This window comes from Brevibacillus dissolubilis, assembly GCF_006170445.1.
In the GTDB taxonomy this organism is placed as follows: Bacteria; Bacillota; Bacilli; order Brevibacillales; family Brevibacillaceae; genus Brevibacillus_B; species Brevibacillus_B dissolubilis.
In genome coordinates, this window is sequence record NZ_VCNA01000001.1 from 832,324 (window position 1) to 857,834 (window position 25,511).

Here is a 25,511-nt window from a genome sequence, read left to right on the forward strand (position 1 = left end):
CATTACTCCATTCGTATCTCAAATTGTGTATGGACGGTGCCCAGGTAAAAACGGTCGCCTGAGCGAAGGGCTCTTGGCTGGTGCGGAATCAAGCGTTCACCTGATGCTAAAAAGGTGCCATTGGTTGAACCGCAGTCTTCTACATATACCACGCCCTTGACCCGATCGAAACGCACCATGCAATGCTTGCCGCTGATCTCGCTTGACGTTCCGGGAAACACAATCTGGCTTCGCGCGGGATCTCGGCCAAAGATCAACGGCTGTTCACGCAGGGTAAACTCTTGCGACTTGTAAACGCCGGCAATTCCGATGAGTGCGGCTTTTTGCGGGGACGCAGGGGGAGTGGGATGATGTCCGATGGGAGGGATGGTGTGGGGAGATCGGGGATTAGCCGGGTCGGATGGGGTTGGCGCGGATGAACCTGCACCAATGCTATTTTGAAATTGTCCTCCTGAACTCACTCCCGAACCGTTCGATCCATTGCTAACCCGCCCATAGTGCCCCGCAGGTCTGCTTCCGCCAGGCGACAGCCCCTGCGGCAAAACGCGCTGGCTTACTTCGCGGACGATCACCTGCCCTCTTTTCGTCAAGGTCAGGAAAAGAGCACCACCGCCAAGTGCGACAGCAAGGACGGCGAGGATCAGCAATGGCGCATTTTGATCCCAAGTCTTGCCGAGTGGCGACAACAAGCTGCTGCTGCTCACATCATAGGGGATCCCAAGCGTATCCAGCTCCACCCGCAACTCCTCTACCTGCACGGCCCAGCCGATCCCTTCGCCTTCGGGTACGCGCGTGACGGTGGTCTGCCCGTCTTGACCGACGACGACTGCCTGCACCAATGACTTCATTACATTGATGCCGACGAGTGCCCCTTCTTCATTAAAAAGCGGGCCGCCTGAGTTACCAGGGTTGATCGCCGCATCTGTCTGATAGAGGCCGACGCCATCTGGTGAATGTACGCTTGCGCTGATGATGCCTTTGGAGACCTTGACCGTGACTGCTGCCTCTTGATCAGCCTGATCATCGGCCGCCGCCGGGAAGCCCATCGCGTAGACATTCATCCCCGTCTTGATGTCTTTGCTGTCTGCGAGTTTGACTGGAGGTTTATCCATCGGTTGCTCCAGTTGCAGGATAGCCAGGTCTTTGACCGGTGAATGCCATTTGACCTGTGTCGCGATACCTTGGTTGCCGCCAAGATAAATAAAAGCCTGTCCTCCACTCGCCGTACAATCAACGACGTGCCAGTTGGTCACGACATGGTCCGAGTTACCTGTGAGAAAGCCCGAACCCGTCCCTGTCCCGTTTTCCGTCTGACACAAGATGCGGACGGTACTGCTTTGATTTTCTTCCAACAAGTCATAAGCGTAGGCGACAATCGGGTTGGTTGAGTGTACAACCAGTTGAAGCAGCAGCAGACTGATACAGAGCCGCCTGATCAGGTGTGGGACTGGATTGTGCTCATGGGGGCTGATCATGATGAACCACCACCTTTGTTTAGGGTATGGATTTGATGCTTGGATCTGCTTTGTTGAGTGTGGCTACGGCTGGTTTGGACTGTCGTTTATGGCTACTTGTGTAAGACTGTTGTCTGTGGCTGCGTTTCATGTACGCTCAGGTTTCGGGCTGCGGGCTGCTATCGGGTGAGACGTCGGCGTTGGTTGGGCCGTCAGCGTTGGTTGGGCATTGGCACTGTTTGGGCTGTCGGCGTTAGTGGTGCCTCCTGTTTGTGAAGTGGTATGCTGCCTGTTTTCCCTTCTTGTTTGCCGTCAGGCTGTACCGGTACGACAGCGGGATTGGTTCGGAACCACTTTTGGTACGTAAAATATCCGCCTCCAACCGCTACCACCGCCAAAACGATGAATAAAACACCCCACCATAGGCGCAAACGGTTGCCAAACCTTATTCCTTGCCTGCGTTTTCTTCCTTTCAGATCGACCAGGTCCTCATCAGCCGCTTTTGCATAGCTCGGATGATGACTTAGCTCTTCCGCATAGTCTGACTTACTTTCACCGTCCTGACGAGCATTTGTGTTACTTTTCTGACTATTATTGTGATCAAGGATTCTTTTCCCTGCTGGCGCACTCTGCGTCTCAGATCTCCCGTGCTCCCTTTCCTGCTCATCCACACAAGCCAGGATCGCGACGGTCACATTGTCCTGATACTTCCTTCGCTTGGCGAGCACGCGCTCCAGCAGCATGGTGGAGGCAGTCTGGGCATCGTTTTCCAATGACTCAATGATCTCCCCCTCATCCAGCACACCGTGTAGGCCGTCACTGCATAAGAGGACCTTGTCACCATGGTACAAGGGAAGCGGTTTCACATTCGCGTCCACCTCAGGGATTTCGCGCAGACCGAGATAGCTGGTCAACGCAGCACGGTGCGGATGATTGTCAGCCTCTTCTTTGCTCATCCGCCCCTGGGCCACCTCGTCGTCCAAGCGGCGTGCATACACATGATCTTCCGTCAAGGGGATCAACTGATGATGGCGGTAGAGGTAAATGCGGCTATCTCCCACCGAGACCCAAAACAGATGCTGATCATGGATCACGGTTGCGATCAGCGTCGTACCCACTTGGTTTTCCAAGCCTTGATCCACCGCCATCTGATTCACCACGGCATTCGCCTGATGAAGCGCACGCCGGAGCAACTCCATCACCGGCCCACGGTGCGCAAGCGTCTGGTATTCCATCAACATGGTGCTTACTGCGGCCTGACTCGCTTCGCCGCCCATCGCCATTCCGCCCATTCCGTCAGCAAGCACGGACAAAACGCCTCTTGTGCCCACCACCTCCGCATAATCCCAATTGGAAAAGCCAAACGCATCCTGCTGTTCCTCACGCGCCCCGATATGCTGTGCGTTGCCTGGGATGATTCGCATACGTCCTCCTTAGCTGATAGTGAGACGGAGCTCGGTTCGACCGATGACAAGCTTATCGTCTGATTGTAACTTTTGTCTCCCTACGATGGGTATGCCATTGACGATAGTCCTATACCTGACATGCATATGCTCTAGCTTTGTAAGATACACTTGACCCGCCTCGCACGTAAGCAGGCAATGATGAGGGGCAAGATCCGGGTCTCCGAGTATGGCAAGCGTCCCTTTTTCATGCTTGCTCCCCAGATATAGCTGCTCACCTTCGCGGAGCACGGCCTCATAGACCTGCCCGTTAACACGCTTGGAGCCGATTACGGTAAAACGAAGGTGCAGTGATGTGCGGAAGAAAGACTGTGGTATCGGCGTTTCTCCTGATGCCCCTGGAGAATTTGTCTTACCCGCATCGGCCCTGTCTTGCAACTCGGATAAGCCCGAATCAGTCTGAGAGGTTGAACTTTTCTGCACCGCTTGGCTCGATCCAACCCCAGCCAATTCACTCTTCCCGACGTGAATTTCCCTGCGGATCGCTTGCACCTGGCTTCCTTTTCGCACGATAAAAATAATTCCGGCCACACCCACGACCAGCAGCACCACCAGTACCGTGATGGTCACCGGATTTTTCCATGCCGTTTCAAGGGGAAAAAAGCTGTTGGCTCCCGTCCCTGTCGCTGGCAGATCACTGGACTGTTTCCCGGATGGTTCCCCGCCTGGCACTGGCTGTTGCCCCGAATCGTGCCCCTTCTCTTGGCTAGCCCCCGTCACATTAGGCACGCGGACATCCAGACCATCTGACAGCACTTTAGCCCCATCCTTCACTTGTACCTGCAGCCGGTAGACATTCCCATCTCCCCCGCAAGTCCCACAATCCAAACGTGCCACCAGCCGCTGATGAATCTCCCTGTACACATCAGCATACGCCTCTTGAAGCGACACCTTACGCGGCTGATAGTACTCTCCGCCTGAGCTGCGGGCGAACTCCCCCAGCACAGACAGATATGCCTGCTTTTCATCGGTCAACGGCGCATTGTAAAACCCGATGGCATAGATCGGGATTGAACTGATCTGCATGGCTTTCAGCACTTCTTCTTTAGTAATCCCGCCTTCCACCGTGTCGTGACCATCTGAGAGTGTGATGATCACCCGCCGATTAGGCAGGTCTGCGTCCTTGCGTTGTCCCAACTCCAGCGCCCGCATGATCCCCTGATGAAACGCCGTTCCCTGATCCTGTGCATGGATCCCCTGCACCTTGGCTTTGAGTGCAGATGTGTCTGCCGTGAAATCCTGCAAGACGTTCACCTTTTCACCAAACGTCACAAGGGTTGCCCTATCCTTCACCGTCATATTGCCAACCCAGGTCAGCAAGGCTTCCTTCATATCGCTAAGCTGCCCCGCCCTGATCGATGTAGAGACATCAATGAGAAAAATATACGAAATCCCTTCCCCTGTCTCATCAAACGGCTTCAGATCCACTACCTTCAGCGGATTCGTCCCAAGCGTTGCACTCAGCTGTTCGGGCCGCAATGCAGTCAGCGGCTGCCCTGATGAATCACGCAAATCGAGATAGGTCAGCAGTTGGGGAAAAGCTTCCGAATAGACTGATTCGACATGAAAAGTTGCCACTTCACCGGTACTCGCCGTCGCGGCTGGATAGGCCCAGAGGTTGAACAGAAGCAAGGGAAGCCACACAAAAAAAGGAGCCAGGCGTCTCATCTTGATGTCTCACCAGCTTTCGTCGGGTCTCTGGTATCCATATCTATGCGGCCAAATTCGGTTTACAAGCATACATACATGAAAAAAAGCCGATGTTGTTCATAGACAACGCCTCGGCTGTATGTGAATCAAGGTAGTTTCGGTGCTCATGTGATGATCAATCACGAAGATTTTTGGTATTTACTTCCTGTTCTCGTTCCTTTCCTATTCACCCGAAGAGGCTCGATCAACCTGCCCCTGACCGATTTGACCAAGCTGACCATGTTGACCAAGCTGACCATTTTGACCAACCTGACCGCTTTGCTCCATCCGATTCATCTGCTCCAACTCTTTCTCCAACCCACTGTCATGAATGAGCTGAACCTCTTCTTGCATCAGCTTATCTTCTTCGTACTCTTCGTCCTCATATCTGGTTCGTCCGAACAGGAGCTTCACTCCCCCACCGATCAGCAGCAGGCAGACCACAGCTGTCTGGAAATGTTCCTGAATAAAGTAAAAGATTTGAGCCGTTGGACTGATTTGCCGCAGGAAATCCAAGAAGATATGATCAGCAAGGTAGAACATCCCCAGCAACACTAAAATCGTCCCAAACATCCGACGGCGCTTCATGACCCACTCGATCGGGGCGATATCCCGTCCCATCTGGCTGTTCGGCTGATACTTGCTCACAGCATGCAGCGCATCAAAAAAGCTGTAAAACCACAGAATCGGAATCAAGAAAAAGAAAACGGAGAGATGAAGCACATCCATGATATAAAAGGTAAACAAAAAGGCTCCCATGAACTGAATCCCGCGTGTCTGCAATCCAAGATACATATGCCCCGCTCCGGGGAAAATCGAGAGAAACATCGCCAGCACCTTGCTTTTGTGCCCTTGCTCCCAGTTCTTTTCCATCTCTTCAAAAATGGTTTGATCCGGGACTGACTCTCCCTTGCTCTTGCGCGAGAGTTGTTTAATCGCATCGAAAAAGCTATACACCCATACACCCGGCAACACCAGCATGAAGATCATGAATTTATCGCGGTTCGTCGCAAAAACCAACAGCAGAATCATCAAAAACAACCCGAAAAACGCAATCATAAAGCCAAATCCACGGTTCATCAGCCCCAGACGGAGATGTCCCAAGCCCGGAATAAACGACATGAGCACGGTCAAAATACGTTCCTCACTGCTGACATACTGCGGCATCAGCTGAGGAACAGCTGTTGCTCCGTTCGATCCGTGTCCCTGATAGCTATGCCCATTCGTCCCGTAGTGCGCCTGCCCCTGCTGCTCATAAAAGCCGCCATGATCCAATGACACACCCGCTGCCTGTGTACCATGTGTCGTATACCCGTCATTGGCTTCCCCCACTTGATTCACATTGAGTCCAGATGGATACGGAACTCCACCCATTCCAGGCGCCATTCCCTGCGGACCTGTAGCTGTCAGTTGGCGGTTACTCAACAGCGTGATCACCAAATCCAGCATATTGACCCCCCAAATCACAGGAGCCAATACCAGCATCACCATCGGATCATCGTCGTTTGTCAGCGCCACCAGCATGGCTGTGACGAAGAACAGTCCGAAAAATAGAATCCCGTAAAACAGGCCCCGTCCTTTTTTATTGATATACAGATGCCCCGCCCCAGGTAGGAAGCCGAGGAAAAACGCCGTTAATGCACTTTTATTCATCGAAAAGCCCTCCATTATTCTCGCTCTGTCTGCACGGCCTGCCAGCACGTACGTTTCTATCTATGAATCCAATCTCTCATCAGAGAATCAGACTTTTTCGGTGAAGCATCCGATTCCGATTCTCTCATCGTATCCAGCAGCGCCACCGTATGCTCCACAAACGAAGCCGACAACGGCTCATGCTTGGTCTGTGCAGTCGGCTGGACCAGTTCTGCTGAGCGGCGGAATACCTCCTCGAACACGCCAGACACCAAAAGAGCTACCGTAATCGATGCAGCCACCGTATACTGGAACAACGCCTGTTTGTACAGCGGCTTTTTACGCTTCGGGTTGATTGGCTTCGAAACGGATGAACCTTTGCGGACGGATGTTTTCGCTTCTGATCGCTCCGTTGCCCCTTGTTCCTGCTTCCACCCGTCCTGCCTCCAATCAAATCCTACCGCATGCCCGCCTTGGACAATCCGCTCTGTCGGATTCTCATTACGTTTTGGATTCGGTTTTGGATTCGGTTTCGCATCCGCCTCTGCCACACGCTCCTGTACGTCCAGAACCGCCGCCATGATCCGCTCTGTGAAAGCATCCATAGCTTTGGCTTCCTGCCACTCTGTCGCATTCGCCATCTCGTACACAACGTCTGCATTCACTTTCACAGTGGTTGTGTACTGTTTCACAGCGGTTGCATTCTCGCACACCGCCCGATCATCTGCACCTGCATCCGCTTCTGCACCAAGGCACTCCATATAAATCCCCAGACACTCGTCACACGTGTAGAGATGATCGTCTGCCTGCTCCCGCACATCTGGCAAGAGCCTGTTGTGGATGTAGGCAATCCATTGCTCCTTGCTGTAGTGTTTCACCATGGCTCTTCCCCCCAGTGCTTACGCATCCATTGTTTGGCCCGGTAGAGCTTGGACTCTACGCTTTTTAGGGCGACACCCTGTTCATCGGCAATTTGTTGATAGGACTTTTCCTCAAAATAATAGGCTTCGATCACACCCCGATAATTGCCGGGCATCTCTCTCATTCTCCGACGCACCTGTGATTTCTGCTCACGCTCCATCACAGGCGTCTCGGCACTTTCCGCAGCGAGTGCATCAGATGCGTATATGCCCTCTATGCTTTCTGTCAGTTCCTCTCTTTGACGTTTTTGCCTGCGTTTGAAATCAATCGCTTTGTTCACTGCAATCCGCGTCATCCACGTCTTTAGTCCCTCTGACCGATAGTTGGGGAGAGAGAGATAAATCTGCACAAAAACCTCTTGGGTGACGTCTTCTGCATCTTTGGGATGGTGAAGGACAGAGTTCACGACGCCGAGTAAATAGCTTTGGTACTTTTGGACGAACTGTCGAAATGCTGCCCCGTCGCCAGACTTGATCTGTTGGATAAGTTGATCGTCGCTGATGTCCTCTCCCCCCTCTCTGTATATATGGACGCTCGTTCTCAGTCAAAACCCTGCACATTTTCCAAATTTTTTTCAGGTACATGCTGTAGACTGATTGATCAGGAGAAAAGTCACATCCCCTTCCGGAAAAATTCACTGCAAATAAAAAAGCCGGCCACACCTCAAAAAGGTGAAAACCAGCTCAGCTAAGCCAAATCTCATCTGACGTATCCTATGTAACTTTTCTGACGAAACCATCCTAACGAACCTTCAACAATACCTTCCCTGTCACCTGTCTATTCTCGACCAATCGCTGCGCCTCTGCTGCATCCTCCAGCGCGAAGCGTTCGCCGATCTTCATGGTCAAGCGGCCCTCGGACAGATATTGCAGCACATGGCTGGCCGCATCACGCAAAAGATGAGGGCGCTTGTTTCTCGTCGTACCGAGGCTGAACCCGAGAACAGAGCGGCAGCTGGCATGCAGGTCCTTGGTCTTGATTTGCCCCACCTCACCGCTCGAATTCCCAAAATGAACCAGTCTGCCATACATAGCGAGGCAGTCTAAGCTCTGTTCAGACACCCAGCCCGATACCGAATCCAGGATGATATCCACACCTGTTCCACCGGTACATTCATTCACGCGTTCCGCGAAGCTGCCCTCCGCATAGCAGATCACATGATCAGCGCCTGCCCCGAGTGCGGTTGCAATCTTCTTCTCACTGCCGACGGTTCCGATGACTTGACCCGCTCCCAATATCTTCGCCAATTGAATTGCCGTCGTCCCCACTCCCCCTGCCGCTGCATGGACGAGCACCGTTTCGCCCGGCTGGATTCTTGCGATGTCTGCGAGCAATTTATACGAAAGAAACGATACGATCGGGCTTGCCGCTGCCGTATCAAAATCTACGTTGTCAGGAAGCACATAGGTCAGCACCTCATCAGCCACCACGTACTCCGCATACGAACCACCCTTTGGAAAAGCGATGACCCGCTGCCCCACCTTAAGATCCGTGACCTCCGAACCAACCGCCTCAATCACCCCGGCCACATCCAAGCCTGGAATGAACGGTGGCTGGCTGGCCCCGCGATAATTGCTTTTTCTGGATTTGATATCGGCAAAATTGACACTGGTCGCTTCCACCCGGATCAAAACTTGCTTGGCATTCATCACAGGAAGATCTACCGTCGTATAGGTTAGTACTTCTGGACCACCGAATTCAGTGACAACCACTGCTTTCATCATTCATTCCTCCCGGCTTTTGCCTATATGTACCTGTTGATTTCTTCAATGGGAGGGAAAATCCTTTTCTTCTACAAAAAAACCTCCTGGACAGCATGGTCATTCCACACTCCACAGGAGGTTCGGCTTCGTTTTTATACGGCCAGCGCCAGCTTAAACTGCTCGTCCAATGGTTTGTACATGACCGTCGTATCAACGGCTACATCTGCTGGAACGGTATGTAGAACAGGATGCTCAGCATATACAGCCTTAATTGGTTGACCATTTGGGTCCAGCAATGGTTTGAAACCGAGCATATTCTGGAAGAGGTTCGCGGATTTTGGATTGGTAATCTCTCCAAACATTCCTTTGAATCCTTTTGCTTTTGCCACTTTTTCAAGCAGTTTGAACATCTCTTGACCTACATATCGTTTATTCTTTTCCAAGCGTACGCCGACCATGAAGAGATGAACGTGTTCACCGGTCGTCATCGGTTTTCCTGTGATATGTTCAACGGACTCAATAAATTTTTCTTCCAACGGCATCACGAACTCGGTAATCAGGTTCGCCTGCTCCAGATCCCCCTCAAAAACAACCGGCTCTGCTTTTGGATTAAAATCATCGCAAGCAAGGACACCAACAACACGTCCCGTATCCGGCTCTTTTGCAATGATCGTCAGACCAGTGCCGCCATCTGTTTTCAGATATTCGTAGCAGAATCCGCCAAAGCTTTCTGCGGTAAGTCCCAAGCCGCTCACGACAGGTTCTTGTACTCTCGTATTTCCAATCGTAACTCCTGCGAAGGTTTGCCCCAAGCATTCAGCTGCATCACGGACCAGTGCGTCGTTTGTTTTATCCAGTACCTCGTATACATAAGTAAATGTGTTAGTTTGATTGGCCATGTAATTCAATCCTCCTGTCTAATTTCAAGGATTTGTGTAATGCAATTAAAATATAATTCCTATTTGCGATATAGACAATGGTTCGTTGGTACTAACATCAATCAAAATGAGTCCCAAAAATCAATAATGTCAATTTTCTGTCAAGAAATTTATTCCATCAAATAATTAAATTTACATATTAGCAACTCATTTTGACCCATTCGTATTGGCCCATTGACTGATTTTCGCACAACAACAAAAAAAGCTCTGCGGCTGTATAAATATACAGCTACAGAGCTTTATCTTGTATAAATATGTATGGAGGGAGTACCCGGATTTGAACCGGGGGTGAAGGTTTTGCAGACCCGTGCCTTACCACTTGGCTATACTCCCAAACATAAAATGGGGCGATCGAGGGGATTCGAACCCCCGAGTGCCGGAGCCACAATCCGGTGTGTTAACCGCTTCACCACGACCGCCATAATGAAAAACATTTTGTAGATAAGTGGCGGAGGGAGAGGGATTCGAACCCCCGTGACGTTGCCGCCTAACGGTTTTCAAGACCGCCCCGTTATGACCACTTCGGTATCCCTCCGCAATAGTAGGTAAAGATATGGTGCCGGTAGAGGGACTTGAACCCCCACGGTTTCCCTCACGATTTTGAGTCGCGCGCGTCTGCCAATTCCGCCATACCGGCTTATTCAGATAATGGCGTGCCCTGAGAGATTCGAACTCCCGACCTTTTGATTCGTAGTCAAACGCTCTATCCGGCTGAGCTAAGGGCACATTGTACTAGGTAAAATGGAGCGGACGAAGGGTCTCGAACCCTCGACCTTCGCCTTGGCAAGGCGACGCTCTACCAATTGAGCTACGTCCGCATGTATAGTAGGGTAAAATGGTGAGCCATGAAGGACTCGAACCTTCGACCCTCTGATTAAAAGTCAGATGCTCTACCAACTGAGCTAATGGCTCTCAAAAAAATGGCTGGGGTACTAGGATTTGAACCTAGGAATGACGGAGTCAAAGTCCGTTGCCTTACCGCTTGGCTATACCCCATCAGTGGTGCCGGCGATAGGACTTGAACCCACAACCCCCTGATTACAAGTCAGGTGCTCTACCAATTGAGCTACACCGGCATGATGTGTTATTACTTCGCCTTCTCTTTTGAAAAGATGGCGGAGCTGACGGGACTCGAACCCGCGACCTCCGGTGTGACAGACCGGCGTGAACTCCAACTTCACCACAGCTCCATATTTGTTTGAACGCTACTTAGTGCGAACATGGCTTTGGTTGCCCCCTACGGGGACCACTGATCTCATCTGAGCGAAGAAGATTACTCGACGTAGGACAGATGAAATTTTGGTTGCACTCACGAGTACCACTGATTTTACCTGATCGAAGAAGACTAGGCGACGTAGTTCAGGTAATATGTTGGTTGCGGGAGCAGGATTTGAACCTGCGACCTTCGGGTTATGAGCCCGACGAGCTACCGAGCTGCTCCATCCCGCGACAATTAAAATCGGCACATTTTCAATTATAACACAAATCGTTCATCATAATCAAGTGCCACATTCTTCAAAATGATGTTCCAACCTATAGTCATTCAAGCCTGTAGTCATCCAGTCCTATTGAAGAAAGAAAAATGGCGGAGAGTGAGGGATTCGAACCCTCGCTACACTTGCGCATACTAACGGTTTAGCAAACCGTCCCCTTCGGCCTCTTGGGTAACTCTCCATGTAATTAACGCCGTTCTCTCGGGCGGAATTACAATATATCATACTTCCTAGGACAAAAGCAACTGTTTTCACTAAAAAAAGAAGAACCTCCTGGCTGACGACACCAGAAGGTTCCACTCCCCTGCTCTTATGCTTGATGATGTTACTGTTGAATGCTTACTTTGCTGTTCTCTTTCAGCAAGGTCTGGCCTTTGACGACGACCTTCGCTCCTTCGGTGACGCCGGAGGTGATTTCGATCATGTCGCTGGATTCTTCGCCTGTGGTGACTTCTACTTGCTTGGCGATGTCACCCTCGATGAGATAGACGAATTTTTTGCCGTCACGGTCAAACACAGCTTTACGCGGTACGACCAGTGCTGATTTCTTGGCATCGGTCTGGTTGTCGAATACGACATTGACAACCATGTCAGCCTTCAGCTCATTGGACGGGTTTGGAATTGAGATTTCGATTGGGTAAGCTTTGAGCTGGGCATCCATCACTGGGCTGACTGCAGTTACGTTTGCGGTCAGATCCTTTTGCAGGGACTCAATATGGACCTTGACAGAGGTTCCCACTTTGACGCGGGAGATCTCTTGCTCAGACAGGTTGGCTTTGACGATCAATGGATTGGTCTTGACGATGACCAGCACGGGCGCGGACGGAGAAGCCATCTGTCCGATTGCTCCGTTGACGGTGGACACGTATCCGCTGATTGGTGCGGTTACGGTCGCGTTGGCAAGCTGTGTCCGAGCGGTCTGCAGGCTGACGGCGGCTTGATTGACGGAGGCTTGAGAGACACCTACCCCATTCATCTGCTGGGCCGCTTGGAGTGCTTGCTGGGCGTTGGCATGGGCGGTCTGGGCATTGCTCAGAGCCAGTTGTGCCTGCTCCAGCTGCTGGGATGAGATTGCGCCTTCGGTGAACAACTGCTGCATGCGTTGCTGGTTGCGCTGGGCGTCAGCCAATGCCGTCTCAGCCTGTGCTAAGCCGTTTTTCGCCTGTTCAAGACCTTGGCTGGAGCTGCTGCCGGATTGTTTCAGGTTGGCTTGGGCCAGCTGGAGAGCGGCTTCTGCCTGTTTGATGGAGTTCTGGATATCTTGTTGGTCGAGACTGAATAAGACGGTACCTTGGTTCACATATTGGCCCAGCTTAACAGGCAGCGAGGTGATTTTTCCGGAAATTTTGGCGCTGACCTGTACCTCTTCGCTCGGTGCCAGCTTGGCGGTGAAGCCTGCGCTTGCGCTGACGGTTCCTTTTTTGACTGTCTCGACTTGGACAGGTGTTACGGTTTCTTTGACAGCGGCTGGTGTAGTGGCCGCCTGCTGATTCGAGCATCCGGCCACCAGCAGGACAGCTGCTAAGGCAAGTGCTATCGGTTGTTTTTTCACTTGTATCTCTCTCCCCTCATATCACAGACCGGTTGGCGCTTCTACTGCCGGAGCGACCGGTTTTTGTTTCTTTTTGCGTCTGCCGCGGAACTTCTTGCCCAGATCATCAAACCAAGAGTGAACGACCGGTACGAGAATCAGCGTGATCAATGTGGAGAAGCTGAGACCAAAGATTACGGCGACGGCCATCGGTGCCTGTGACTCACTGCCTGAACCTTCCGCAAAAGCAAGCGGTCCAATCGCCAGAATCGTGGTCAGTGTGGTCATCAGGATCGGACGCAGACGGACAGGTCCTGCATGCAGGATCGCTTCACGCAGCTCCCAGCCTTTGGCACGAAGCTGGTTGACATAGTCGATCAATACAATTGCGTTGTTGACGACTAGACCGATCAGCAGAATGTACCCGATAAAGACGGACACGCTCAGGGTCGTTCCTGTCGAGAGAAGTCCGATCAGTACCCCTGTAATCGTAGGTGGAATGGAGAACATGATGATGAACGGGGTGTAGAATGATTCGAACTGGGCTGCCATGACCAGATAAACCAGGACGATGGACAGGATGACTGCCAAGCCCAGACTGATAAACGACTCAGCCATGTCTTCACTCTGACCGCCATACTCGATGGTATAGCCGTCCGGTAATGACAGTTGGTCTAATTTGGTTCTGATCTCGGTGCTGACCGAGTTGAGGTCGCGTCCATCCAGATCGCTGGTGATGCTTACTTCACGGGTCTGGTTGGATCGGTTGATTGCAAGCGGTGCATCTGCTTTTTCAATATCGGCTACAGCGGACAGGGCTACTTGTGCACCTCCTGCTGTGACGATGCGGAGGTTTTTCAGGTAATTGATATCTTCTTGGTACTGTTTCGGCATTTTGATACGGACGTCGATTTCGTCATCCCCTGTACGATAGAGGGTCGCGGTCTGTCCGTGGAAGGCCGTGTTGACCGTGGAGAGAATTTGGCCGGTAGTGAGTCCGTACATGCTCGCTTTCTCAGCGTCTACGGTTACTTGGAATTCTTGCTGACTCTCATCCAGTGAGCTTTCGACGTTGCTTGTGCCTTTTACAGACTTCATTTCTTCCTTAATAATGCCGCTGATATCTTTGAGCACGTCGATATCATCGCCACGCAGGGTTACTTGGACAGGTGAACCTGTAGACATTCCGTTAGACTGCTCTGCGATCTTGATTTCGGCACCCGGAATGGTGGAGAGTTGATTTTGCAGGTCAGCTATGACTTGCTTGGTAGAGCGCTGACGTTCCACATGGCTTACCAGAGACAGGTTGACAGTGGCACGGTTGGTTGAGAGGTTGCTTAATCCGCCTCCCCCGCCCGCACTGCCGATGGAGGTGTCTACCAGTGTCATCTCAGGCACTTTGCTTGCAACTTCTTGCACCTGTACAGCGACTTTTTCCGTCTCTTCAAGGACAGTACCGTTCGGCATGGTGATGGAGATCGTGATCTTGCCTTGGTCGAGACCCGGCATGAATTCGGCCCCGATCATCGGGATGAGGGACAGGGAACCGAACAGCAGCACGATGGTAGAGGCAAGCACCGTTTTGCGGTGTCCAAGCGCCCATCGGAGTGCACTTTGGTAGCCCTTCTCAACTTTGGTGAAACCGATATTAAACCAGGTAACTGGGTTGAACCCTCGGTAAGATTTTCCTTCGTGGCCCGAATGATCCGGCACTTTTTTGAGGATGCGGGCGCTGAGCATCGGTACCAGTACGATGGAAGCAAGCAAGGCGGCGATGTGGGAGTACACGACGGTCAGAGCCAATGGTCCGAAGATTTCGGAGGCGATCCCATCTACAAGCGCAATCGGTAAAAATACGCAGATTTGCGCAAGCGCGGAAGCAAATACCGCTGTACCTACTTCACGGGAACCATCGAGTGCGGCCTCCACCATGCCTTTTCCTTCTTCCCGTTTGCGGAAGATGTTCTCCAGCATAACAACCGCGAAGTCAACGAGGGAACCAAGCCCCAGCGTCAGACCTGACAGGGAAATCAGGTTGATCGTCTGACCAGTTGCATACATCAGGAGGAACGTTGCTACGATCGAGATCGGCAATACGATGATCGTAATCAGCATCGATTGGAAGCTGCCCAGGAAGAAGAACAGGATGATAATCCCGAACAATCCCCCAAGCAGGGCGTGCTCTGCTGTGGTATAGATGGAATCCTTGATAAAGGTGGAGGAATCATTAACGGTGGTGATTTGTAAGTTGGTTGGCAATTCTTCTTGGATCTCTTTGAGTTCTTTATTGACTTCATCTGCTACTTCGATAGTGTTGCCGTCAGATGATTTGGTGATGTTGATCCCTAAGCTTGCTTTCCCGTTCAGGTAGCTGAGCTGGGAGATCTCTTCTTCGGTATCTGTAATGGTGGCGATGTCCTGCAGGCGAATCGTCCCTCCGCCTACATTGATCGGGGTCATGCTGATCTGTTGGACGCTGGCATACTCACCCTGCACACGGATATTGAGCTTGCCGTCCCCTTCCCGTACAGAACCCGCTGAACCGGATTGGTTGACACTCTGCATCGCGCCGCGGATCTGATCAAGTGTCAGACCGTACGACTCGACTTTGGCCGGGTCTAAGACGACGTCAACGACGCGCTCTTGACCACCGACCAGACCTACACTCGCTACACCTTCGATCCGTTCGAGACGGGATTGGATCTGGTCTTCGGCGATGCTTTTGAGCTTGTTCATGTCGGCTTCACCCGTCAAGGCAAAGGTCATGATCGGCTCACTGTTCGGGTCAATCCGCAAGACTTGCGGAGAGTTGGCCGAATCAGGCAAGGCTTGGCGTACCCGGTCTACTTTGTCCCGAATATCCAGGGTAGCCTGATCCAGATCGGTTCCCCATTTGAACATCATGATAACCTGTGAAGCACCTTGGACCGAGACGGAGGAGACACTGTCCAGATTCGGAACCGTCCCTACCGCCTGTTCAATCGGCTTGGTGACGAGTTTTTCTACCTCACTTGGAGTTCCGCCGTTCACCGATGTAACGACAACCGCTACCGGGAAGTTAAAATCAGGGTACAGATCAATCGCTAGCCGCGGCAGCGAGATCACACCAAAGATCAGCGTCACAATGGTAAGCACCAAAATCGTTACCGGACGCTTAATCGCAAATTCATATACACTCAACTCGTTTCACCTCTCTTAGTTCAGCTGCGGTTGCCTGTTGCTTGACCGCTGTCATCTCCTGCAGAGTACGAAGAGTCTGTCTCATCTGCTTAACCAGCCCTTCGTAGGCCCCACTGTCCCAACCCTCAATCGGGGAGTGGACGTTGTCATCTGGACGCTTGATCAGTGTGATCCACACGACTCGCCCGTCCTTTTTGTCCCGCACCCGCTTGACCACGTTCTGCCGCTCTAACCGGCTGACCAGTCCAGATGTGGTGCTGTAGGACAGATTGAGCGCTTTGTTGAGATCGGCCATCGTCTTGGGTCCGTCTATAATCTGTTCGAGAATCAATACTTGTTGCCAAGTCATATCACATGTGTTGAATTCTTCGTGAGTGATATAGGAAAAAACCGTCCCTGCATCCCTCAGAAGCTTCGCCAACTGAATTAACTCATTCATCCAGGCCTCCCCCTGCCTAATCTCTTTTCATCTTTCACTCCTACATGCCTTATTCTACATACCCTATACACGCCCCGAATCTACCGACGGGTTGAACTTCGGATCGTCGATCTCTATCTCAAGATAGATGACATCGATGTTAGAATAAGAATAAGCAACAGAACCAAGATAGAAAGAAGGATGCTGTTTTGTTGACCTCTATCCGCATGGCGATTCAAAAACGCTTAATGATCATATGGTTTATCGCGCTGTTATTATTGGCCTGGCTCCCCAACGCCTATCTCAGGGAAACGCCGGTGCAGCTCAGCTTGTCGGTGCTACTTTTTTGCTGCTATCTCTGGATGTTCTGGGTCTCCCAACGCTGGTGGAACCCCGTCCGGATCAAATGGTCGGTCATGGTCTTAGGCAGTCTGACACTGGCAAAAGGCTATTGGTTAGGCGGCGAAAGTATAGGTATTATCATGCTGCTCTCCGTGTTCATCGGGCTGCGTATGGAAGACAAAGTCCGCTTGTGGTATGCCGCTGTGTTTCTCATCTTGGCAGCCCTTTTGATGTACGTACAAATCAATGCTCCCTTGAACGCCCTGACTGCTTTTACCCTAACCTATATCGGCTGTTATCTTGGAGCGCTGGGCTATCGTGTCACCAATGAAGCTTTTAAGGAAAAACAGATCCACTTGGAAGAGCTGCAAAAGGCTCACGAGGAGCTGCAGGACGCACATACCTCCCTGCAGGAAGCCACGGTCACCCAGATGCAGATGGCAGTACTCGAAGAGCGTACCCGGATCGCCCGCGATATCCACGATGAGGTAGGCCACAGCCTCACTTCCATCATCGTGCAGATGCGTGCGCTGAAGTACATGCTACAAGACGGCCCGGCCAATGCACAGGAGGTCGTGGAAAACATGCTGTCCGTCGCCAAAGAAAGCTTGGACGAGATCCGCTCGTCGATTCATACGCTGGCGATTGACAAGATGACATTCGGGCTGACACCACTGCGGGCCCTTTTGTCCCAGACGGAGAAAAATACGGGGCTGACGTGCAACTTCACAGCCCCTGACGAGGAAATCTACCTGCCCAATGAAATCATGATCGTCTTGTACCGTACCCTGCAGGAAGCAATTACCAACGCGCTGCGACACTCCGAGGCGACACAGCTCGATGTGACCATGGTGCAGAACGATGACGGGGTCTCCCTCTCCATCCGTGACAACGGGAAAATCACCCCAAAAGACCCAATCACTCCCGGCTTTGGTCTGACGGGCCTGCATGAACGAATCACGAAGCTGCATGGTACGCTGGACTATCGGGCACGCCAGCCGCATGGGTTTCAGATCGATGCGACGATCCCCTATCAATTCACATCAACCGAGGAGGATGTATAAGGATGACTACAGATCAGACAGCTGGAAAAATCCGTGTCGCGCTCGTCGATGATCAGACCATGATCCGTCAGGGACTTGGCTATGTCATCCGGATGCAGTCCGACATGGAAGTGGTGGGCGAAGCGGCCGATGGCGAGGAAGCGGTACAGATGGTGATGGAGATGACCCCTGATGTCGTCTTGATGGATGTACAGATGCCCAAGCGCTCCGGGATCGAGGCGACGAGTGAGATCCTCAAACGTCTGCCGCATGTCAAGGTCTTGATCCTGACCACCTTTGATGTGCAGAACTATGTCGTCGATGGTATCCGTGCCGGTGCGGTGGGCTATATGCTCAAGGATGCCGATTCACAGGAAATGCTGGAGATGATCCGCCGTGCTTACCGGGGCGAAGCGTTGTTTCACACGGTCACCGCTGCGAAGGCGCTGGCCGAGGTGCTCAAGCAGCAAGAGCCTGCCACTGCCCCCGCCGGGAAAAGTCTTGAGCTATTGGATGACTTGACCGAGCGTGAGCTGGATGTCTTGCAACAGCTGGCGTACGGGTATCGGAATGATCAGATCGCACAGAAGCTGTTCATCACAGAAGGCACGGTGAAATCGCATGTCCATCGGATTCTGCAAAAGATGGGGGTCGAGGATCGGACGCAGGCGGTGGCGATGGCGCTGCGGCATCAGTTGGTGAAGTAGATCGGGATTGGACATAACACGAAAAAGAGCAGGGTCGATTACGTGACCACTGCTCTTTTTCCATATCTACGTTTACGGCCTAACCGGCACATTCACATCATCCACGTTGATATGCCCAAACCCACCTGTCGCCTGATCGACCACTTTTACATACACCTGTGTCCCGACATGCCCCGAAGCATCCCACGACACACGCTGATACGTCTCACTGTTGCTGCCTGTTGCTCTGAACAGCTCGGCCCCATCCGATGCACGCACAAGAGCCACGTAGAGGTTCGCGCTGTCATTGCCACCGCTTACGAGAAAATTGATCTCGCCGTCACCGCCGAGCGTAAAGGTGTTGGACTGGAGCACACCTGTCTGGGCATCTCCCCCGTCCCGATAGGAGAAGAGATGAGACGCCCCGTTTTGGTTAAAGGTACCGCCCCACCAATGGGTATCTGTCGTCACATCGAGCGGACTGAATGCATTGCCGCTGACTACGTTCCAACCCGTCAAATCCCCCGTCTCAAAATCATGATTGGTCAGCTCCGTCTGATTCGGTGCAACACTGACCTGCTGGAAGGTTGCCGTACTGTTCCAGACATTCAGACCGAAGCGGCCGCTGGCAAAAGACGAATCGTTCGCGGTAATCACCAGCGTGTTACCCAGATATACCTTGATCTGACTGCCGCTCGTGACCACTTTGAGATGATAGGTGGTTCCCGTCTGCAAGGGAGTTGGATAGGTGGCAATCACGGTCGCCTGCCCGTTGACGAATTTGAACAGCTTGACGACATCATTGAGTGCATCCACATTCGCCAAATAAGCATTGGCCCCGGTCGCATCAGAGCGGAACACCAGCGCACCTGCACCACCGCCGCCTGTCGCACCTACCGTGATGTCGGCTTCGTAGACGCTGTCATATCCTGTGTCAGATGAGAGTAGGAACGCATCCCCTGTGTGGCTTCCCTGTTTCCCACCTGCAGTATCCACCCAATTACCGTTCACAGGTGTGAGATTGTGCAGGTCGGTTACAAAGCCTGATTGATTGGAAACGTTCACATTTTGGAAGGTAGCCGTAGCATTCCAGACATTTAATCCGAGCAAACCGCTGGTATAAGAAGTATCGACCGTGTCGATCACCTGTGAGCCGTTGAGGAAGACCTTGATCGAATCTCCTTTGGTGGTGACCTTCAGTCTGTACGGGGTCTTCGTGTCGAGATTGGCAGGATACTCCGCAATCACCTGTGCCACACCGTTGACCCGTTTGAAAAGCTTGACGACATTGTTGAGTGCATCCACATTGGCGACATAGGCATTGGTCGCATCTTGGTTGGAGCGGAATACGAGCGCACCTGCGCCTCTGCCATTGCCGTCTGTTACGGTCACATCTGCTTCATAGGTGAAATCAGCGGCTTTTTGTTGCGAGAGGATGAAGGAATCATCGGTGCTTCTGCCCTGCTTGCCCGCAATCGTATCGGCCCAGAGTCCATTGACTGAAGACCAATTCGACAGATTGGACTGGAACGGCGAGCTACCCCACACCCTGCCGAGCTGGTGGGTCGTAAGCGATGTCAGCGTCGCATTGCCGCCAGTGGCAAATACCTCCAGACCAAGACTGTTGCGGTCTGGCAAAATCAAGTCCGTGATCACCTGTCGCCCATCATTGCCAAACACCTCAACAGACGAGCGATCCACGAAGATATGCAGCTTCACCTTCTGATTGACAGGGGCTAGCGGCGCGGTATGGCGTCCGGGAACATGCTGGCTGAAGCTGTTGTTGCCTGCCTGTGTACGATCGACGAATAACTGGGAAGCCGCCTTGTCATAGCCGATGGTGGTGGATTGATTTTTCCCTTTTCTCACCTTCAGACCGAATTGACTCGCGGTAGATGTGTCTACTTGGAACTCCGCGATGATCTCCATAGCGTCTGTGGACGTGCCGGACAACAGATTGCTGCCTGTGGACGGGATGACTTGGTTCGTCCAGGTTTTGGTATTGGTACGGAGCTTGGTCAGCTCAGAGACGGGCTTCTGTACCACGCGGACGCCTTCTGCAAACGTTTTCAATTCTAGTTGACGAGGAATCGACATGGCACTTCTCCACGGGGTGGTCGCTACATCGTTGGCATATTGCCAGTTGCTCAGCCAGCCGAGCCAAAGTCTGCGGCCGTCTGTTGCAGGTACATCTGACCACGAGACGGCGGCGTAAAAATCTTTCCCGTAATCGGTCCAAAACGTGGTCTCAGCCGGATTCTCATTGACGAACCTAGTACCGTCAAAGCTGCCGACAAAATACTGCATCCCAGAGCCGCCAGAGACAGAGCCGTTACCGATGCTGACTTGCAGCACCCATTTTTTATGATTCGGGTTGCCATCTACAGGAAGCTCAAACAGGTCCGGACACTCCCATACTCCTCCGTGGTTCCCTTGATTGCTGCCGAACTCGGATGCATAGCTCCAGTTCTTCAGATTGGTCGAGGTGTAGATCCGTATCCGATCCTGTGCCGCCAGCACCATCACCCATCTGTTGCTGCCCTGATGCCAGAACACCTTGGGATCGCGGAAATCAGCAATACCGGGATTGGGGATCACAGGATTACCTGCGTACTTCGTCCAGGTACGTCCCTTGTCATTGCTGTAGGCAATACTCTGTGACTGCACCCCATTGTTATTGTGGGTAAAAATCGCAACGAACGGCTTCTCTGCCCCGGTCTGAAATCCGCTCGTATTGTTCCAGTCCACTACTGCACTGCCGGAGAAGATGTCCCCCAGCTGATCTGGCTCAAGTGCGATGGGCAAGTGCTTCCACGAGACCATATCGGTACTGACGGCATGGCCCCAATGCATCGGTCCCCACTGAAGCCCATACGGATAGTGCTGGTAAAACAGGTGATACTCCCCTGCATAGTAGACCATCCCGTTCGGGTCATTCATCCAGTTGGCTTCGGGCGTAAAATGATACTGCGGCCGGTACGTCTCGTCGTAGTACGCAGAGTCTGCGGCTTGCACGGGTGTGTGGATAGCAAGCCCCAAGCCGAGTAAGGCGATGATTGCTGTTGCACATTTTGGTTTGTTCAGCCTTTTTGGTTGGTACATGGTGGTAGCCTCCTTTGTCTTTTTTGGTTTGTTTTTTGGTTTGGTAGCTTAGGACATGTAATCGCTTACAACAATCCTTGCATGCTCTTGCTTGCTTTTGGTCATTTATGACTGTTTCTGATTATTTTTATTATATTGGGAATGGTAAAAAACTACAACAGAAACTTTTCCATCCGATTTCGGTGTTTCCGGAGGTTGTATCGGGGTTTGTTTATGAAGGTTTTTGAATGAATGAACGACTGAGTGAATGAGTGACTGAGTGAATGGATGACTTGGACATCAGAGCCTGAAGCTAACTATGGAAATTGGGACGAAAAAAAAGACGCCCGTGAAATCTCACGGACGTCTCTTCCTATAGCCAATCTGCCAATCGGATGATGAATGTAAGTTATCAATTCAGGCGTCTCTAGATGACAGAAGTTGCTTATCGCTCTGCTACCACGATCAGGTATGCCTCGTCACCTTTTGCCCAGACGGTGATCTTGTCGGTTGTCTTCACATCAGATGCGCCGAGATCAGAACCGTCGAAGTATTTCACGGTGAAGTCTTTCGCCAGCTTCACGCTGGTACCAAGGTCGGTGTGGAAAAGGAATTTGTCGCCGTTGACACGGGTTTCGATTCCTTTGAACGCTACATTCTCAAGGGATTTTGCACCTTCAGCGGTCGCTGCGATCACTTTGCCGTTGCGGTCGAGCGTGAGGGTAGCCAGCTCGTATTGGTCTACACCTGTGACCGCATCTGCATCGATGGCATCAAAGTCGTTACCCGCCAGATCCACACGTACGCTGGTTACGCTGCCGTTTTCACTCTTCACGGTTACGTCATTCACGAGTCCGGTTACGGTTTTCGCAGCACCGGTGATCGCTTTTACTTTGCCGTCTGCGTTGAGCGTGATGGTGTATTCTTTGTTGTTGGTCGCAGCGTCAGTATCAACGGTTACGCCTGTGGCCAGCTCGTAGGATTTGCCGTCGATGGTGATTGCTTTATCGGATTTCTCGGTGATGAAGCCTTTTGCCGTTACTTTTTCAGCAGAGAGTTCTACGATATCGGTCGTACCGATGGTGTATTTCCAATCGGTGATGCGGTAGTCGTTGAGCTGATCTGCTTTGATTGTGTTGGCAGCTACTGTCTCACCGTCGATGGTGATGGTAGCATCTGCTGTGAGGTGGTAGGTCTTGTTGTTGATCTTCACAGTAGCGAGGACTGGAGCTGTCCCATTGTCACCTGCTGTATAAGCGGTCGTTGCGGTGATGAACTCACCTGTCACGGCAGTTGTACCTTGCTCGATCTTGGTCAGGTTGCCCTCTTCGTCAAAAGTAAGCACCGCTACCTTGTCGTTGGTCAGCTTGGAGAGCTCGGACACGTCTTTGTCATTGACGAGCAGGTCTGTGTCACGGGTAACATCGTACGTCACACCGTTGAACGTGATCGTGTTGGCATCGGTGTCTACTTTGATTGCCGCGGTAGTAGAGAGCTTGGTGTACGCGATTTTTGCTACTTTGCCGTCAGCATCAAGCGTCAGGTCTACGTAGTCACCTACCGCGATTTGATCAAAAGTAGAGTTGGTTGCCGCGGCTTTTGGATTCGCTTTACCTGTAATCGTGACAGAAGAAGCGAGTTGGTAGGTCGTAGTACCTACTTTGATTTCTTTCTTGGTGGTTGTGCCAGAAGTCGTAGAAGTTTTCGCTACTAAGCCTTTTGTCGCATTGTCGTCAAACGTGATCGCTACCACTTTACCGTCTTCACCAAGCACCGCCACGAATTTTTTACCGATGTGGGATGCTGTTACAGAGAGGTTGCCGTCGACTTCGAGAGTTTTCTCGTTGCCGTCCACGATCACTTTGAATTGCTTCTCGTCACCTACCGCAGTTGTAGGGTTGAGCGCCGTTTTGATAGTACCTGTGACGATTTCTGCGTCAGAGGTAATCACGTTGATGAACGCGATTTTGCCGTTCTTCGTGATGTACTCAATCTCCGCGCCGGTTACTACGGTACCAAATACCTGTACGTCATCGGCCAGCTCCAATGCGGTCTCTTTGCCGATCAGCTTCAGGGAGTCTTTGTTCAGGTCAAAGCTTTCCACCGCGCCTTTTTGCACGTCAAGCTTTTTCACAGTACCTTCTGCTTTGCCGTCTTGGTTGTAGTAAGCACCGTTGGCATAGACAGCGGTTTCCATGAATTTGTCGGTGAATTTGGCAATGGTATCACGAGCCGCGTTGGCAGTTGCCGCTTCTTGTGCATCATAGATCCCTGATTTGTTGGCTTCGAGCAGGTATGGGTGGTACCATTGGCCTGTTGTGCTTGGGCTTACATCGATTTTCAAGCCTTGGACAAGTACAGTCAGCGCTTCCGCTACTTTTACATTGTTGTTCGGCTTGAACGTACCGTCTGGATAGCCTTTGATAATGCCTTTTGCTACCGCCAAGTTGATGTAACCAGTCGCCCAGTGGCTTGCTTCCAGGTCCTTAAACTTGGTTGCGCCTGTCATCAATTTCACTTGGTCTTCGGTGTAGCCCATCGCAAGCACAGCGATTTTGGCGAATTCCGCACGGGTTACTTCTTTATCTGGTCGGAAGGTGCCGTCTGTGTAACCCTTCAGGACACCTGCATAGTTCAATTTTAAGATTGCATTTTTATTTGTATTAGCAGCAATATCGTTCATTGGCAGGCTGTTGGCTGCAAGAGATACACCAGGAATCGCAAGCATCGCTGCTACGACAGAACCAGCAAGAGCCTTTTTGAACGTTTGCGTAGAAAGTACGTTTTTGAAATTCATCCAGTTAGTACCTCCGAAATGTTAGATTTGTCAAAGCAGCTCGTTCCTTGTATAATAATAGAAAGAATATTGCTAATTTTAGTATAATATGTCGATTAGGACTTTTGTCTCTGTTGTGTTGTTGTCAAGAAGGAATTTCGTCGGCTGCAATATGTATGTTACACGGATTCCTGCTTGAGTTCATTATGGAATGATTGGTGCTACAGGAAACATTCAGCCAATACGGCTTACCTAACAAGGAGGGTTACCCTATGCGAAGACAATTTTCCCGCTATGAAGAATTCTGGCCGTTCTATGTGTCCCAACACCGACGGAAGGCAACACGACAATGGCACTTCGTCGGTACGTCCCTGGTCTGGGTCTGTGTGTTGTTGGCTCTGGTAAGCAGCTGGTGGTTCTTGCTCCTGGCTCCTGTATTGGCGTATGGACTTGCGTGGTTCAGTCATTTTGTGATTGAGGGGAATAAACCGGCGACGTTCGGTCATCCCTTCTGGTCGCTGCGGGCGGATTTTCGGATGTATCGGTTGATGCTGACGGGGAAGATGGACGCGGAGATTAGAAGGTTGGGGATGGTGCGGGTGCTGGAGTAGGGTTTTAGTTCGTTAGTAGACTCTTATATTATAGAAGTTATGAAAAAGAACCTCGGACGGGAGCGCTGGCAGCAAGGCGGCTCGTCTGAGGTTCTTTTGTATGTGATATAGTGGTTGAATATCATATGTAAAAAATGAATGAGGTATGTGTGCCTCAATATGACGGTGATCAAACATGACAGACCCATCACTTATTCTCCTCAAATTAGCCGATCTGGATAACGAGATTCACCGTCCGTTTCCCTATCCAGATATACATCAGATGCAAAAAGAATTCGAATCTCACTTCTCCATGCTGGGTGGTATCATAACGGCAGATTTTCATGACTACTGTACGACCATCGCCGGAACGATCACCTATGTACGTAGTGGTCATCAGGAAGACATTCAAGAAACACAACTCGCCCTGCTTCCTCACACTTTTTTTGAGAGATTCCCGGAGTATGCGTTTTTGGAAGAGCATCTGGATCGCTATCCAATGTTTCAGAGCGAGTATAATCTTTTTGAGCAAGCGAGAAAATTGTTGGTGGCGCTTTTTCAGTTCAGGTAG

Annotated in this window: 16 protein-coding genes, 12 tRNA genes and 1 pseudogene; 4 read left to right on the forward strand and 25 right to left on the reverse strand. The window is 51.5% G+C overall.

All coding sequences use genetic code 11. The features are described 5' to 3' along the window. Positions 1–2: 2 nt before the first annotated feature. From FGI41_RS02265 to FGI41_RS02375, 23 genes are all read right to left on the reverse strand, one after another. Positions 3–1,475 carry a trypsin-like peptidase domain-containing protein gene (locus FGI41_RS02265; RefSeq protein ID WP_139488254.1) on the reverse strand — a complete coding sequence of 491 codons (1,473 nt, stop codon included), beginning with the start codon at positions 1,473–1,475 and terminating at the stop codon, positions 3–5. A 191-nt stretch (positions 1,476–1,666) separates the two neighbouring features. Then, positions 1,667–2,878: a PP2C family protein-serine/threonine phosphatase gene (locus FGI41_RS02270; RefSeq protein WP_139488255.1), complete on the reverse strand. Its 1,212-nt coding sequence runs from the start codon at positions 2,876–2,878 to the stop codon at positions 1,667–1,669. A 9-nt stretch (positions 2,879–2,887) separates the two neighbouring features. Next, positions 2,888–4,585, reverse strand: a complete 1,698-nt coding sequence (locus tag FGI41_RS02275) for a VWA domain-containing protein (RefSeq protein WP_139488256.1) — start codon at positions 4,583–4,585, stop codon at positions 2,888–2,890. A 204-nt stretch (positions 4,586–4,789) separates the two neighbouring features. Further along, positions 4,790–6,259 (reverse strand): hypothetical protein, encoded by a 1,470-nt coding sequence (locus FGI41_RS02280; protein ID WP_139488257.1) that lies wholly within the window; start codon positions 6,257–6,259, stop codon positions 4,790–4,792. Between the two features lie 56 nt (positions 6,260–6,315). After that, on the reverse strand, positions 6,316–7,119 hold the full coding sequence (locus FGI41_RS02285) for a hypothetical protein (protein WP_139488258.1): 804 nt from the start codon (positions 7,117–7,119) through the stop codon (positions 6,316–6,318). Next, positions 7,113–7,703: an RNA polymerase sigma factor gene (locus FGI41_RS02290; RefSeq protein WP_368656549.1), complete on the reverse strand. Its 591-nt coding sequence runs from the start codon at positions 7,701–7,703 to the stop codon at positions 7,113–7,115. Before FGI41_RS02290 ends, FGI41_RS02285 begins: the two co-directional genes overlap by 7 nt. A gap of 196 nt (positions 7,704–7,899) precedes the next feature. After that, positions 7,900–8,880, reverse strand: a complete 981-nt coding sequence (locus tag FGI41_RS02295; protein ID WP_139488369.1) for a quinone oxidoreductase family protein — start codon at positions 8,878–8,880, stop codon at positions 7,900–7,902. Between the two features lie 134 nt (positions 8,881–9,014). Beyond that, the gene (locus FGI41_RS02300; RefSeq protein ID WP_139488260.1) at positions 9,015–9,761 is read right to left on the reverse strand and encodes a hypothetical protein; all 747 of its coding nucleotides are present in this window, start codon (positions 9,759–9,761) and stop codon (positions 9,015–9,017) included. A 298-nt stretch (positions 9,762–10,059) separates the two neighbouring features. Further along, positions 10,060–10,133, reverse strand: a tRNA-Cys gene (locus FGI41_RS02305). 10 nt (positions 10,134–10,143) lie between these two features. Next, positions 10,144–10,219: transfer RNA gene (locus FGI41_RS02310), tRNA-His, on the reverse strand. Between the two features lie 27 nt (positions 10,220–10,246). Next, positions 10,247–10,335: transfer RNA gene (locus tag FGI41_RS02315), tRNA-Ser, on the reverse strand. A 19-nt stretch (positions 10,336–10,354) separates the two neighbouring features. Beyond that, a tRNA-Leu gene (locus FGI41_RS02320) sits at positions 10,355–10,437 on the reverse strand. A gap of 12 nt (positions 10,438–10,449) precedes the next feature. Then, a tRNA-Arg gene (locus tag FGI41_RS02325) sits at positions 10,450–10,526 on the reverse strand. Between the two features lie 16 nt (positions 10,527–10,542). After that, positions 10,543–10,618: transfer RNA gene (locus tag FGI41_RS02330), tRNA-Gly, on the reverse strand. Positions 10,619–10,636: 18 nt separating this feature from the next. Next, positions 10,637–10,712: transfer RNA gene (locus tag FGI41_RS02335), tRNA-Lys, on the reverse strand. 9 nt (positions 10,713–10,721) lie between these two features. Beyond that, a tRNA-Gln gene (locus FGI41_RS02340) sits at positions 10,722–10,796 on the reverse strand. A 4-nt stretch (positions 10,797–10,800) separates the two neighbouring features. Beyond that, positions 10,801–10,876 (reverse strand) — tRNA-Thr (locus FGI41_RS02345). Between the two features lie 37 nt (positions 10,877–10,913). Beyond that, positions 10,914–10,990: transfer RNA gene (locus FGI41_RS02350), tRNA-Asp, on the reverse strand. Between the two features lie 182 nt (positions 10,991–11,172). Continuing rightward, positions 11,173–11,249: transfer RNA gene (locus tag FGI41_RS02355), tRNA-Met, on the reverse strand. Positions 11,250–11,383: 134 nt separating this feature from the next. Next, positions 11,384–11,474: transfer RNA gene (locus tag FGI41_RS02360), tRNA-Ser, on the reverse strand. Positions 11,475–11,618: 144 nt separating this feature from the next. Then, positions 11,619–12,851 (reverse strand): efflux RND transporter periplasmic adaptor subunit, encoded by a 1,233-nt coding sequence (locus FGI41_RS02365; protein ID WP_139488261.1) that lies wholly within the window; start codon positions 12,849–12,851, stop codon positions 11,619–11,621. Between the two features lie 15 nt (positions 12,852–12,866). Next, on the reverse strand, positions 12,867–16,004 hold the full coding sequence (locus FGI41_RS02370; protein ID WP_139488262.1) for an efflux RND transporter permease subunit: 3,138 nt from the start codon (positions 16,002–16,004) through the stop codon (positions 12,867–12,869). Beyond that, a complete protein-coding gene (locus FGI41_RS02375) occupies positions 15,991–16,443 on the reverse strand; it encodes a MarR family winged helix-turn-helix transcriptional regulator (protein ID WP_139488263.1) in 453 nt (150 codons plus the stop codon). Before FGI41_RS02375 ends, FGI41_RS02370 begins: the two co-directional genes overlap by 14 nt. Positions 16,444–16,631: 188 nt before the next feature. On the opposite strand from FGI41_RS02375, the gene FGI41_RS02380 reads away from it, so the two are divergent. Both FGI41_RS02380 and FGI41_RS02385 read left to right on the forward strand, forming a co-directional pair. After that, complete coding sequence (locus FGI41_RS02380; RefSeq protein WP_255298264.1) at positions 16,632–17,828, forward strand: sensor histidine kinase; 1,197 nt, start codon at positions 16,632–16,634, stop codon at positions 17,826–17,828. 2 nt (positions 17,829–17,830) lie between these two features. Next, positions 17,831–18,514, forward strand: a complete 684-nt coding sequence (locus FGI41_RS02385; RefSeq protein ID WP_139488264.1) for a response regulator — start codon at positions 17,831–17,833, stop codon at positions 18,512–18,514. A gap of 1,041 nt (positions 18,515–19,555) precedes the next feature. On the opposite strand, the pseudogene FGI41_RS02390 reads toward FGI41_RS02385, so the two are convergent. Together FGI41_RS02390 and FGI41_RS02395 are read right to left on the reverse strand one after the other, a co-directional pair. Continuing rightward, positions 19,556–21,595 (reverse strand): annotated as a pseudogene (locus FGI41_RS02390) (glycoside hydrolase family 32 protein); the annotation flags it as partial. A gap of 424 nt (positions 21,596–22,019) precedes the next feature. Further along, positions 22,020–24,371, reverse strand: coding sequence for an S-layer homology domain-containing protein (locus FGI41_RS02395; RefSeq protein ID WP_139488266.1), 2,352 nt, complete (start codon positions 24,369–24,371; stop codon positions 22,020–22,022). Positions 24,372–24,622: 251 nt separating this feature from the next. Between FGI41_RS02395 and FGI41_RS02400 the strand changes: the two genes are divergently transcribed. Continuing rightward, complete coding sequence (locus FGI41_RS02400; protein WP_139488267.1) at positions 24,623–24,961, forward strand: Mpo1-like protein; 339 nt, start codon at positions 24,623–24,625, stop codon at positions 24,959–24,961. A 175-nt stretch (positions 24,962–25,136) separates the two neighbouring features. After that, positions 25,137–25,511 carry a YxiJ family protein gene (locus FGI41_RS02405; protein ID WP_139488268.1) on the forward strand — a complete coding sequence of 125 codons (375 nt, stop codon included), beginning with the start codon at positions 25,137–25,139 and terminating at the stop codon, positions 25,509–25,511.